Annotated in this window: 10 protein-coding genes and 1 pseudogene; 9 read left to right on the forward strand and 2 right to left on the reverse strand. The window is 67.0% G+C overall.

Features of this window, described 5'->3' with window-relative positions:
- Positions 1-160: 160 nt before the first annotated feature.
- The 3 genes and pseudogenes from QZH66_RS08675 to QZH66_RS08685 all read left to right on the forward strand — a co-directional run bounded on the left by QZH66_RS08675 (position 161) and on the right by QZH66_RS08685 (position 1,830).
- Complete coding sequence (locus QZH66_RS08675; protein ID WP_305805556.1) at positions 161-646, forward strand: hypothetical protein; 486 nt, start codon at positions 161-163, stop codon at positions 644-646.
- Between the two features lie 132 nt (positions 647-778).
- Positions 779-872 (forward strand): annotated as a pseudogene (locus tag QZH66_RS08680) (pseudouridylate synthase); the annotation flags it as partial.
- 640 nt (positions 873-1,512) lie between these two features.
- On the forward strand, positions 1,513-1,830 hold the full coding sequence (locus QZH66_RS08685; protein WP_305805557.1) for a hypothetical protein: 318 nt from the start codon (positions 1,513-1,515) through the stop codon (positions 1,828-1,830).
- A 122-nt stretch (positions 1,831-1,952) separates the two neighbouring features.
- On the opposite strand, the gene kbl is transcribed toward QZH66_RS08685, so the two are convergent.
- Complete coding sequence (kbl, locus tag QZH66_RS08690; protein WP_305805558.1) at positions 1,953-3,167, reverse strand: glycine C-acetyltransferase; 1,215 nt, start codon at positions 3,165-3,167, stop codon at positions 1,953-1,955.
- Positions 3,168-3,589: 422 nt separating this feature from the next.
- Between kbl and QZH66_RS08695 the strand changes: the two genes are divergently transcribed.
- Positions 3,590-4,297 (forward strand): TorF family putative porin, encoded by a 708-nt coding sequence (locus QZH66_RS08695; protein WP_305805559.1) that lies wholly within the window; start codon positions 3,590-3,592, stop codon positions 4,295-4,297.
- Between the two features lie 147 nt (positions 4,298-4,444).
- Here QZH66_RS08695 and tdh read toward each other — a convergent pair whose 3' ends face one another.
- The gene (gene tdh, locus QZH66_RS08700; protein ID WP_305805560.1) at positions 4,445-5,479 is read right to left on the reverse strand and encodes an L-threonine 3-dehydrogenase; all 1,035 of its coding nucleotides are present in this window, start codon (positions 5,477-5,479) and stop codon (positions 4,445-4,447) included.
- 144 nt (positions 5,480-5,623) lie between these two features.
- Here tdh and QZH66_RS08705 point away from each other — a divergent pair, with 144 nt between their 5' ends.
- From QZH66_RS08705 to QZH66_RS08725, 5 genes are all read left to right on the forward strand, one after another.
- Positions 5,624-7,786 carry a S46 family peptidase gene (locus QZH66_RS08705; protein WP_305805561.1) on the forward strand — a complete coding sequence of 721 codons (2,163 nt, stop codon included), beginning with the start codon at positions 5,624-5,626 and terminating at the stop codon, positions 7,784-7,786.
- A 177-nt stretch (positions 7,787-7,963) separates the two neighbouring features.
- Positions 7,964-8,608: a histidine phosphatase family protein gene (locus QZH66_RS08710; protein WP_305805562.1), complete on the forward strand. Its 645-nt coding sequence runs from the start codon at positions 7,964-7,966 to the stop codon at positions 8,606-8,608.
- 382 nt (positions 8,609-8,990) lie between these two features.
- The gene (gene folC / locus QZH66_RS08715; RefSeq protein WP_305805563.1) at positions 8,991-10,265 is read left to right on the forward strand and encodes a bifunctional tetrahydrofolate synthase/dihydrofolate synthase; all 1,275 of its coding nucleotides are present in this window, start codon (positions 8,991-8,993) and stop codon (positions 10,263-10,265) included.
- A 65-nt stretch (positions 10,266-10,330) separates the two neighbouring features.
- On the forward strand, positions 10,331-11,365 hold the full coding sequence (locus tag QZH66_RS08720) for an SPOR domain-containing protein (RefSeq protein ID WP_305805564.1): 1,035 nt from the start codon (positions 10,331-10,333) through the stop codon (positions 11,363-11,365).
- A gap of 55 nt (positions 11,366-11,420) precedes the next feature.
- A complete protein-coding gene (locus tag QZH66_RS08725; protein WP_305805565.1) occupies positions 11,421-12,164 on the forward strand; it encodes a CvpA family protein in 744 nt (247 codons plus the stop codon).
- The last annotated feature ends 26 nt before the right edge of the window (positions 12,165-12,190 follow it).

Consider the following 12,190-nt stretch of genomic DNA (forward strand, 5'->3'; position numbering starts at 1 on the left):
GTTTTTTTTTATGGGTACACAGCACATGTGACGACCGCCCGAGGCGCCGGTTCTGCCACCCATTTGGCAAGTTTCCGGCATGCCCTGCAAACAATGGTTGAAAGCGGGCCAGGCGCTGCCTACACTCCGGGCGTTGTCCTTGTCCGAATGGAAAAATCCGATGCTGCGTATTGCAATGGCTGGCGTGCTTGGCCTGGCCCTGATTCCCGTCGCCCACGCAGCCATTGACTGTTCGGCCAGTGCGGTTACGCCACTGCCGTTGCCAGCCACGGTGATCGCGCCGGTGGCTTCCGAGCTCTACACCCGCCAGGTACAGCTGGGCATGCCCGCAGGCGTGCTGACATCCAATTTCAATGACGACCAGTCGCTGGACCGGGTGTTGATGCGTTTGCGCGTGGAAGGTTGCCACAGCGTTGCCAACGCCATCCCGGCTACGCCGGCAATCAAGGCCAATGACCCGGCGGCGTACAAGCCGGCGACCGAATTCGACAACACGCCCTGGCGCTTTGACATGAGCCAGAACGGCAAGCGCATGACCGCAGAAGAATTTGATGCCTGGATGAAGGCGCGCGGCGTGCGTGTGGTGAAGGCGCGTCCGGCGCCAGTAGAGGCGGCGGCCGAGCCGGCGCCGGTGGAAGTGAAGTAATCCGCCGGGCAGGGGCGCGCGCCAGGATGTAAAAGCGCGCCCGCTCCCCCGCACAGAACGCATAACCGGCCCGCGCCTGCGGAGCGTGTCAGAGCCCGGAAGGGCCTGGTGTGGGCACTTTTCAAGCCAGCCGTGTGCTCACGCACCCGCGCCGCGCGCTGGATTTCAGGGGCAGGCTGCGTCAGCGTTGATGCTCGGGTCATCCGTCATTCCGGAATTTCCGATCCTGCGCAGCAGCCGTCGCCGCAGCGCGGTGGCGGGCCAGTTGCCGGGGGCGAGCAACTACCGTTATCTGATACTCAACACACCTCGCGGGCGGGTTGACCAGCGCCACGTGCCGGGAGTGGTGGTGATGCCCGGTATTGCCGCTTTGATGGCGCGCGCTGCCGTCGTGGGCGCCGCTCGCGCCTCGGGACAAGGCGGTAAAGCCTGTTGCTGTTGCCATCAACAGCACCGGTAGGCGGCTGCCTCACTGACCCGTTGACGGGGCCGGACAAGATCCTGTGCAGGTCGGTCGATGCCTGATCCGCCACTGCTGGCACGCATCTGCGCCGGGGCGCATGAAGACCGCGAGGGGTTGTCGGCCTCTCACTCCGCGGGGGCTGCGCGACGGCCGAACGCCGCCTGACCCCCTGCGGCTCCGGCAGCGGAGGCGGGCTTCGACTTGCAGGGGTCCACCGCTGCCCGCGGCTGGGAATCGGCTCGCCCGTCTTGAAAGTGCTGAGCATTGGCCAGCCAGCGCGGATGCGGGGCAGCGTTTGTTGTGGAATGAATGTCTAGAAATCAACCTTTTTTCAATCACATGAGATGATTTTTTAAGGTAAGGGCTTAGACTGCAGTTCTGAACCGCTCTCAAGGATGCCGTGATGTCATCTCTTGCTTGTCACCGTTGCGGCATTGCGCTGCTGCTCGGTGGATTTGTACTGCTGTCTGCCGGCTGTGCTTCGACGGGGAAACAGCCCGCGGCAGCGGCGGCGACCGCAGCGGAGGTCCCGCTCAAGGCGGCGTCCGGCGGTGAGCGCGACGCCTTGGGCAATTACCGTTTCATGATGCAACAGGACGGGCAGAAAATGGGCGCCGACCAGTTCGATGCGTGGATGAAGGCCCACGGCATCCGCGTGGCCAAAGGTGCAGCCGCACCGACGGCCGCACCAGCCAAGAAATACCAAGAACCCCGCACGTAGTGCCGAGCCATGCCCGGCAGCGGCTTTACCGCTAGTGCCCCAGCCGAGCATGGTTCGGCTCTACAGAACAAAAAAACAGGCGCCCTTGGGCGCCTGTTTTTTGTTCAAACCAAAGGCAAACTTCAGCCCTTGATCACCCCCAGCTCGCGACCGATGCGGGTAAACGCGTCGATGGCCTGATCCAGGTGCGCGCGGCTGTGCGCGGCGCTGATCTGGGTGCGGATGCGCGCCTGGCCCTTGGGCACTACCGGGAAGAAGAAGCCGATCGCGTAGATGCCTTCTTCCAGCAGACGCTCGGCGAAGCGCTGCGCCAGCGGCGCGTCGTACAGCATCACCGGGCTGATCGGGTGCACGCCCGGCTTCACGTCGAAACCGGCGGCGATCATCTTCTCGCGGAAATAGGCGGTGTTCTGGCGCAGCGTTTCGCGCAGGTCATCGGCGGCGGCCAGCATCTCGAACGCCTTGATGCCGGCAGCGACCACGTGCGGCGGCAGCGAGTTGGAGAACAGGTACGGGCGCGAACGCTGGCGCAGCAGCTCGATGACCTCGGCGCTGGCGCAGGTGAAGCCGCCCAGCGCGCCGCCCATGGCCTTGCCCAGGGTGCCGGTGATGATGTCGATCTTGTCCAGCACGCCCTTGACCTCGGCCGAGCCGCGGCCGGTGGCGCCGAGGAAGCCGGTGGCATGGCATTCGTCGATGTGCACCAGCGCGTTGTACTTCTTCGCCAGCGCGGTGATTTCATCCAGCGGGGCGATGAAACCGTCCATCGAGAACACGCCGTCGGTGGTGATCAGCTTGGTCCTGCAGCCGGCCGCATCGGCGGCCTGCAGCTGCGCTTCCAGATCGGCCATGTCGCAGTTGGCGTAGCGGAAACGCTTGGCCTTGCACAGGCGCACGCCATCGATGATCGAGGCGTGGTTGAGCGAATCGGAGATGACGGCGTCGTTCTCGCCCAGCAGCGGCTCGAACAGGCCGCCGTTGGCATCGAAGCAGGCCGCGTACAGGATGGTGTCATCCTTGCCGAAGAACCCGGCGATCTGCGCTTCCAGCTGCTTGTGCAGGTCCTGGGTGCCGCAGATGAAGCGTACCGAGGCCATGCCGAAGCCGTGGCTGTCCAGTGCGTCCTTGGCCGCCTGGATCAGGTCCGGATGGTCGGCCAGGCCCAGGTAGTTGTTGGCGCAGAAGTTCAGCACCGTGCGGCCGTCATCCAGGGTGATTTCGGCCGATTGCGGGCTGGTGATGATGCGCTCGGACTTGAACAGGCCCTGGGCGCGGATGGCGTCCAGTTCCTCGGCGTAATGCCGGGTCAGCGGGGAGACGGTCGGAATCGAAGTCATGGCGGGGCCGTGCTGCAGATAGGGAAGCACCGATTTTAGCCGCCCGGCCGGAACCGCGCCCGGACCGGGCGGATTGCCCGAGGGAAATCCTCGGGCGCCCGGCGGATCTGGCGGGGGCCAAGGGCAGGTGACAACGGCGGAGTCGCGGCAACGCAGCGGTTCGGCTGCCACCTTGCCGCCGGGCGCCGCGCCGGTGGAAGTGGAACTGCCGGCAGCCTGCGCGCCCGCTTTCGCAGGTGGCGCAGATGCCGCTGCGGGTATGCCGTTACGGCGTGTGTGGGTGGTCGCCCATTGCACAGGTGCTGGGTGGATTCCGGTTGACGAGGAAATTGCTGCGGCGCAGTATCCATCAGGTTAAAAATTCGTGAACCGGAGCGCCGGCTCATGCATTATTGGCTCCGCCCACCGTCTGGAGATTCACCGTGAACCACCGCAAACCCCTCATCGCGTCCGCCTGCGCCCTGCTGCTGTCCGTTCCGTTCGCCGTCTGTGCCCAGGAAGAAACGGCCTCGCCGATCAGCTGGGAAATCGGCGCGGTATCGGATTACCTGTTCCGCGGCGTCTCGCAGACCGACGAGAAGCCGACCGCGCAAGCCGGCATCACCTGGACCGCGCCGTTCGGCCTGTATGCCGGCGGCTGGGCTTCGGGTGTGGATTTCGGTGACGGCAGCCCGGATGTCGAAGTGGACTACTTCGTCGGCTACGGCTTCGACCTCAACGGGCAGGTCAACCTGGATGTGCTGCTCAACCGCTACAGCTATCCCGGTGCCAGCGAGCTGGCGTACAACGAACTGATCACCACCGCGACCTTCGCCGATACCTGGAAGGTGAGCGTGGGTTACACCAACGATGTGTTCCACACCGCCACCGACGGCTGGTACTACAGCGTCGGTGGCGAGTGGACGCTGCCGCAGGATTTCAGCATCGCCGCCAACGTCGGCCGCAGCACCTTCAGTGACCGCCTTGCCGCCGAAGCCGATGACTACACCGACTGGAATGTCAGCGTCGGCAAGAACATCGGCATCGCCAACGTGTCGCTGGGCTACTTCGGCACCGACGGCAGCGGCCGCCGCAGTTTCGGCAAGCTGGCCGACAACCGCGTGGTCCTGTCGCTGAAAATCGCGCAGTAAGCCGCGCGCTTGCCGCAAAAGGAAAAGGCGCCGCAAGGCGCCTTTTCCGTGGTTGCTGGCCGCGCGGTGGTGCCGGGCAAGGCCCGGCCGCACATTCCCGGCGGGACGCCCCGCGCTATGCGGGGCCGCGCGTACCCGGCAGGCGGCTCAGTTCCAGCTCAGCACCACTTTGCCGGCCTTGCCCGCTTCCATCAGGTCGAAACCCTTCTGGAAATCGTCGATCGGCAGCTGGTGGGTGAGCACCTTGCCCAGCGGGAAACCGCCCAGCACCAGCTGGGTCATCTTGTACCAGGTCTCGTACATCTTGCGGCCGTAGATGCCTTGCACGGTCAGGCCCTTGAAGATGATCTTGTCCCAGTCGCAGCCGGCGCCCTTGGGCATGATGCCGAGCATGGCGATCTTGCCGCCGTGGTACATGCAGTCGAGCATGTCGTTGAACGCGCGCGGATTGCCGCTCATTTCCAGGCCCACGTCGAAGCCTTCCATGTGCAGGTCCGCCATCACGTCCTTGAGCGAGGTATGGGTGACGTTGACCACGCGGGTGGCACCCATGTCGGCGGCCAGCTTCAGGCGGAAATCGTTGACGTCGGTGACCACCACGTTGCGCGCACCGATCTGCTTGCAGATGCCGGCGGCGATGATGCCGATCGGGCCGGCGCCGGTGATCAGCACGTCCTCGCCGATCACGTTGAACTCCAGCGCGCAGTGCGCGGCGTTGCCGTACGGATCGAAGAACGCGGCCAGCTCGGAGGGAATCTGGTCGGGGATCGGCCACAGGTTGGAGGCTGGCATCACCATGTATTCGGCGAAGGCGCCGTTGATGTTGACGCCGATGCCCACCGTGTTCGGGCACAGGTGCTGGCGGCCGCCGCGGCAGTTGCGGCAGTGGCCGCAGACGATGTGGCCTTCGGCCGACACGCGCTGGCCGATTTCATAGCCGGTCACGCCCGGGCCGATTTCGGCGATGCGGCCGACGAATTCGTGGCCGATGGTCAGGCCCGGCTTGATGGTGCGCTGGCTCCACTCGTCCCACAGGTAGATGTGCAGGTCGGTGCCGCAGATCGCGGTCTTTTCCAGCTTGATCAGCACCTGGTTGGGGCCCGGCGTCGGTACCGGCACCTCTTCCATCCAGATGCCCTTGCCCGCTTCGCGCTTCACCAGCGCCTTCATTGTCTGTGCCATTGCCGGAAAACCACAGTAGGAAAGCCGTCGATTATAGGCGTTTGCCGGTAAACCACGGCAGGCCCGGTCCGTGTCCAATGGCACGGGGCGGGGAAATCGTCACCGGCGTTACAATCGGCGGTTCCACTTCCCAAGGGGTGCTTGATGCGCTCGAATCTGCTTGCATTTTCCGTCGTCGCCAGCCTCGGGCTGGCCCAGCTCGCCCATGCCGCCGAAGGCATGTGGGTGCCGCAGCAGCTGCCGGAGATTGCCGGGCCGCTGAAGCAGGCCGGGCTCAAGCTGTCGCCGGAACAGCTGTCCAACCTCACCGGCGACCCGATGGGCGCGGTGGTGGCACTGGGCGGCTGCACCGCCAGCTTCGTCTCGCCGCAGGGCCTGGTGGTCACCAACCACCATTGCGCGTACGGCGCGATCCAGCTCAATTCCACCGCCGAGAACAACCTGATCCAGAACGGCTTCAACGCCCCGACCCTGAAGGACGAGTTGAGCGCCGGCCCGAACGCGCGCGTGTTCGTGCTGGACCAGATCACCGACGTCACCGCCCAGGCCAAGGCCGCCATCGCCGCCGCCGGCAACAATCCGCTGGCCCGCACCCGCGCGCTGGAAGCCTTCGACAAGGCCCAGGTGGCCGCCTGTGAGGCCGAAGAAGGCTTCCGCTGCCGCCTGTACAGCTTCTCCGGTGGCAACACCTACCGCCTGTTCAAGAACATGGAAATCAAGGACGTGCGCCTGGCCTATGCGCCGCCGGGCAGCGTCGGCAAGTTCGGCGGCGACGTCGACAACTGGATGTGGCCGCGCCACACCGGCGATTTCGCGTTCTACCGCGCCTACGTCGGCAAGGACGGCAAGCCGGCGGCGTTCTCCGCCGACAACGTGCCCTACCAGCCAAAGCATTTCCTGAAGTTCGCCGACCAGCCGCTGGGCGCCGGTGACTTCGTGATGGTGGCCGGTTACCCGGGTTCGACCAACCGCTACGCGCTGGCCGGCGAGTTCGACAACACCGCCAGCTGGACCTATCCGACCATCGCCCGCCACTACAACGCGATGATCGCGCTGATCGGCAAGGCCGGGGAGCAGGACGCCGACATCAAGGTGAAGTACGCCGCGACGATGGCCGGGCTCAACAACACCGCCAAGAACTTCAGCGGCCAGCTGGACGGCTTCAAGCGCATCGACGCTGCCGGCCAGAAGCATGCCGAGGAAGCGGCGGTGCTGGCATGGCTGAAAAAGCAGGGCGCCCAGGGCCGCGCCGCGCTGGGCGCGCACGCCAAGCTGGTGGCGCTCAACGAGCAGGCCAGGACCACCCGCGAACGCGATCTGATCGTGGGCCAGTTCAACAACACTGCGGTGGTGGGCGCGGCGATCAACCTGTACCGCCTGTCGCTGGAGCGCGCCAAGCCCGACGCCGAGCGCGAATCCGGTTACCAGGAGCGCGACCTGCCGTCGATCGAGGGCGGTCTCAAGCAGATGGACCGCCGCTACGTGGCCAGGATGGACCAGCAGCTGCAGGGCTACTGGCTCAACCAGTACCTCGCACTGCCGGCCAACCAGCGCAACGCGGTGCTGGACCAGTGGCTGGGTGGCAACGATGCCAGGACCGTTGACGGTCTGGTCGGCAAGCTGGCCGGCAGCAAGCTGGGCAGCCTGGACGAGCGCCTGAAGTGGTTCAAGGCCGATCGCGCCGCGTTTGAAGCCAGCACCGATCCGGCCATCCAGTACGCCGTGGCGGCAATGCCGGCCCTGCTGAAGCTGGAGCAGGAGCGCAAGACCCGCGCTGGCGAATCGCTGCAGGCGCGCCCGCTGTACCTGCAGGCACTGGCCGACTACAAGAAGAGCCAGGGCGAGTTCGTGTACCCGGATGCCAACCTGTCGCTGCGCATCACCTTCGGCAACGTGATGGGCTATGCGCCCAAGGACGGCGTGGCCTACACCCCGTTCACCACGCTGGAAGGCATTGTCGCCAAGGAAACCGGCGTGGACCCGTTCGATTCGCCCAAGGCGCTGCTCGATGCGGTCAAGGCCAAGCGCTACGGCGGACTGGAAGACAAGCGCATCGGCTCGGTGCCGGTCAACTTCCTGTCCAACCTGGACATCACCGGTGGCAACTCCGGTTCGCCGGTGCTCGATGCGCACGGCAAGCTGGTCGGCCTGGCGTTCGACGGCAACTGGGAATCGGTCAGCTCCAACTGGGTGTTCGACCCGATCATGACCCGCATGATCTCGGTCGACAGCCGTTACATGCAGTGGATCATGCAGGAAGTGGCGCCGGCGCCCCAGCTGCTGAAGGAACTGAACCTGGCCCAGTAAAGACGGGCCCAGTAAAGGCGCGGGGCAGACAAACCCCGGACCCCCTGGTCCGGGGTTTTTTCATGCCCGCGCGGCCAGGCCGGGCAGGGGCGGCCTGCGCTTTGCTGCGCCGCGCTATGATGCCGGCCCATCCCCATTCACCGGGATGCCCTCCCACTTCAATGGAAATCCCGCTGCATGCGCATCCTGCTTGCCCGTCACGGTGAAACGCCGTGGAACGCCGAAGGCCGCTATCAGGGCCAGATCGACATTCCCCTGTCACCGCTGGGGGAGGCGCAGGCCAAGGCCCTGGGTGAGCGGCTGAAAGGGCTGGAGATCACCCGTGCAGTGGCCTCGCCGCTGGCGCGCGCGCAGAGCACCGCCAGGTTCGCACTGGGCGCCGATCGTGAAGCCATGCTGCTGACCGAGCCGGACCTGCAGGAAATCGCCCACGGCGAGTGGGAAGGCCTGCTGGCCAGCGAGATCAACGACAGGGACCCGGCCCGCCTGCGTGCCTGGCGCGAAGAGCCGGACACGGTGCTGATGCCCGGCGGCGAATCGCTGCGGCAGGTGCTCGATCGCAGCTGGCGCGGGCTGGCGGCTGCGGCCGAAGGCCTGGGCGAAGACGACACCCTGCTGGTGGTGGCGCATGACGCGGTCAACCGGGTGATCCTGTGCAGGGTGCTGGGCCTGCCGATCAGCAAGCTGTGGACCTTCCGCCAGGCGCCGACCACGCTCAACCTGCTGGAAGGCAGGGATCTGGACAGCCTGGAAGTGGTGCGTCTGAATGACTGTGCGCATCACACCCCGTTCTTCGGTGAAGCCAGGCACCGCGCGCTGTAAGCGCCTGCGCCCCGGCAGCTGACGGGGCTGCGCCTGCGCGTCCTGGAGGCGCCCCGCGCAGTGAACCGCGTGACCGGTTGCGCGGCCCTGCGGCCGGCGCCTGGCGCACGCGCCGCTGCCGGTATCGGGCGGCGACAGACGACAGGCCGGGCTGGATGCGCCCCGCTGCGTGATGGCCCGCTGCCGGTACTGCAGGTAATGCGCGATGCAGGTCGCGGGCCGGCGCGCTCTCCCCTTGGCCTACGCGCCACCAGGCGCCGCAATGGGGAGCCTGGCGCGCGTCTGTATGCCTGCCGGCGCGTCTGTATCATGGCCGTCTTTCCCGCGCGCAACGCGCTGCCGGCCCCGGTGGCCGCCTCCACGAGTTCCGAGAATTTCCCGCATGTCTTCGTCTTCTCCCGCCACGCTTGAGCAGTGGCTGAGCTACATCGACCAGCAGCATCCGGCCGGCATCGCCATGGGGCTGGAGCGTGTGCGCGACGTCGCGCAGCGGCTGCCCCCGGGCCCGCCGGCCGCACGCACCATCGTCGTCGGTGGTACCAACGGCAAGGGCTCGACGGTGGCGTTCATCGAGGCCATCGCCCGCGCCGTCGGACTGAAAGTGGGGGCGTACACCTCGCCACACCTGCTGCGCTACAACGAGCGCGTGCGCATCGATGGCGTGGAGGCAGATGACGCTGCGCTGGTCGCCGCGTTTGCGGCGGTGGAAGCGGCCCGCGGCGACACCGCGCTGACCTATTTCGAATACGGCACCTTGGCCGCGCTGTATCTGTTCCAGCAGGCGCAGCTGGATCTGGCGGTGCTGGAGGTCGGGTTGGGCGGGCGTCTTGACGCGGTCAACCTCGTCGATGCCGACGTGGCGGTGATCACCACCGTCGATATCGACCACAGCGACTGGCTCGGTGAGGACCGCGAAGCCATCGGCGTGGAGAAGGCGGGGATCATCCGCGCCTGGAAACCGGTGGTGCTGGGCGAGACCGATCCGCCGTCGAGCGTGTTGCGCCGTGCCTACGCGCTGGGTGCCAACGCCATCCGCGGCGGCAGTGATTTCTTCCATGAGCCGGTCGACCAGGACCATTGGCGCTGGCGTGAAGTCGGCGCCGAACTGGTACTGCCCAACCCGCAGTTGCGGGCGCCGGTGCAGCGTGCCAATGCCGCCACCGCGATTGCCGCATTGCGCGCGCTGGATATCGAGTTGCCGGTCGCCGCGTTCGCCGCCGGCGTGGCCGCGGCCACGCTGCCGGGACGGCTGCAGGCGTTCATGCGCGAAGGGGTGGAAGTGCTGGTCGATGTCGGGCACAACCCGCAGGCCGCGCGTGAACTGGCGGCGGCGTTGCAGCTCAAGCCGGTGCTGGGACGGACCGTGGCGGTATTCGCCGCGCTGGTCGACAAGGATGTGCACGGCGTGGTCGAGGCCTTGGCCCAGGACGTCGATCACTGGTGCCTGGCCGGGCTGGGCGGGGCGCGTGGACAGGCGGCGGCAGCCCTGCGCGAGCGTCTGCCCGGTACCGCGGCCGCACACGGGGAAGAGCTGGCCGATGTCGCGGTGGCCTTGCGGCACGTGTTGTCGCAGGCGCAGGCCGGTGACCGGGTGCTGGTGTTCGGCTCGTTCCACACCGCCGCCGAAGCGCTGCACTTTCTCCATTCATCTGGCTGAGGCCGCGCGATGGTCGACACGCTTATAATCGCCGAGGCATTCCGCCGCGCCGCCAACACGCCTACGTGGATACTCCCCTGAAACAGCGACTGATCGGTGCCATCGTTCTGGTGGCCTTGGCCGTGATCTTCCTGCCGATGCTGGTCAAAGGCCCGGCGCCTGACAGCGGCGTGAGGGATGTGCCGCTGACCGCGCCGGCGGCGCCGGCCGATGGCCAGTTCCAGACCCGGGAACTGCCGCTGGTGACGCCCGCCGCGGGCGGTGCGCTGGGCATGCCCGCGGCCCCGCTGGCGCAGGACAATCCCGATGCCGCCGATCTGGCGGACAGTGGAAACACCCAGGCCTTCCCGCCTGCGGTCGCGGCCGGCAACTACGCGGTCAACTTCGGTGCCTACGCCTCCGAAGCCGATGCCGACGCGGTGATCGCCCATCTGAAAAAATCGCAGCTGCCCGGTTTCCGCCAGGCCGATACGATCAATGGCCGCCAGGCGTGGCGCGTGCGCATCGGCCCGTATGCCGACCGCGCCGAGGCCGAACTGGTCCGGTTGCAGGCCACCAAGGTGCGCAGTGACGTCAATGCGCAGGTGGTGGTGCTGGATGCCAACGCCGCCGCGCCGGCCCCCTCGGCCCCGGTGGCGGCCGCATCGGCATCGCCCCCGGTACGCACCGAAACACTGCCGCCGCAACCGGCCACGCCGGTGGCCGCCGCGCCGGCACCGGCGTCCAAGCCGGTACCCGCGCTAGAACCCGAACCTAAACGGGCAGCGGCCAAAACCGAGCCGCTGCGCCCGGAGGTGGCCAAGCCCGTGGTCACCGCGCCGACCCGCCCGCCGGTGGTCGCGCCGTCGGCGCCGGCCGCCAGCAGTGTCGGCTATGCCGTGCAGCTGGGCGCGTTCGGCCAGGCAGCCGATGCCAATGCGCTGCGTGACAAGGTGCGCGCGGCCGGTTTCAGCGCGTTTGTCGAGCAGGTGCAGACCGACAAGGGCCCGCTCAACCGGGTGCGCGTCGGTCCGGTCGCCAGCCGCGAGGCGGCCGAACAGCTCAAGGCGCAAGTCGCCGCCAAAGTGGGCGTGGCCGGCATGGTCCGGCCGCATCCTTGACCGGGCGCGGCCCCGCATTGCGTAGCGTTGGCCGGGCCGGACCGGAGCCGGGCGCATGATCGATCTGGTCCTGCTGGCGGTCATCGGCGTATCGGCCCTGCTGGGCTTGATGAAAGGCCTGGTCGGCATCGTTGTCGGCACCCTGTCGTGGCTGCTGTCCGGCTGGGCGGCATTCCAGTTTGGCGATGCCACCGCGCACTGGCTGGCCGAAGGCGCACGCCCGACCACCACCCAGTACCTGGGCGGTTATGCACTGACCTTCGTGGCGGTGCTGGTGGTGGTGGCGGTGATCGGCATGCTGCTGCGCGGCGCGGTGGAGGCGACCCGGCTCAATGGCACCGACCGCGCGCTGGGGTTTGGCCTGGGCCTGTTGCGCGGTGGTTTTTTCGGTTGCCTGCTGGTGCTGTTGATGGGTTTCACCCCGTTGCCGGGTGAAGCTGCATGGCAGCAGTCGAAGCTTTTGCCGCTGCTGCTGCCTGGCGCCAGCTGGATGCGCGCGCAATTGCCGGACCTGTCGGTGCCGGATATCGAGTTGGGAAAATTGTCGGATATGGACTTGGGCAGGGGGGCCATCGCAGGCGATAATGCCGCCTTGAGCGAAATGGTTGCAGGCGGCGGGTTGCAGCAGGCGATGTCGAAGGCGTTGGGCACCGGCCCGCGTGATGGCAATGCTGACAGTGACCGACAGCCGATGGCGGGGGCGTTGCCCGCCAACATCGATCCGGCGCAGGTGCGACCGGGTCAGCCCGATCCGGCGCGGATCGAGTCCCCGGGCCAGGCACGGCCACCTTCACGTTAACGGGCACGTCCCAGCGGAGATCGCGC

This window comes from Stenotrophomonas sp. YIM B06876 (assembly GCF_030711595.1).
GTDB lineage: Bacteria > Pseudomonadota > Gammaproteobacteria > Xanthomonadales > Xanthomonadaceae > Stenotrophomonas.

Bases quoted from the DNA above. Each gene is read 5' to 3' on its own strand.
- QZH66_RS08675 (WP_305805556.1), top strand. From the start codon at position 161: ATGCTGCGTATTGCAATGGCTGGCGTGCTTGGCCTGGCCCTGATTCCC.
- QZH66_RS08685 (WP_305805557.1), top strand. From the start codon at position 1,513: ATGTCATCTCTTGCTTGTCACCGTTGCGGCATTGCGCTGCTGCTCGGT.
- kbl (WP_305805558.1), bottom strand. From the start codon at position 3,167: ATGACTTCGATTCCGACCGTCTCCCCGCTGACCCGGCATTACGCCGAG.
- tdh (WP_305805560.1), bottom strand. From the start codon at position 5,479: ATGGCACAGACAATGAAGGCGCTGGTGAAGCGCGAAGCGGGCAAGGGC.
- QZH66_RS08705 (WP_305805561.1), top strand. From the start codon at position 5,624: ATGCGCTCGAATCTGCTTGCATTTTCCGTCGTCGCCAGCCTCGGGCTG.
- QZH66_RS08710 (WP_305805562.1), top strand. From the start codon at position 7,964: ATGCGCATCCTGCTTGCCCGTCACGGTGAAACGCCGTGGAACGCCGAA.
- folC (WP_305805563.1), top strand. From the start codon at position 8,991: ATGTCTTCGTCTTCTCCCGCCACGCTTGAGCAGTGGCTGAGCTACATC.
- QZH66_RS08725 (WP_305805565.1), top strand. From the start codon at position 11,421: ATGATCGATCTGGTCCTGCTGGCGGTCATCGGCGTATCGGCCCTGCTG.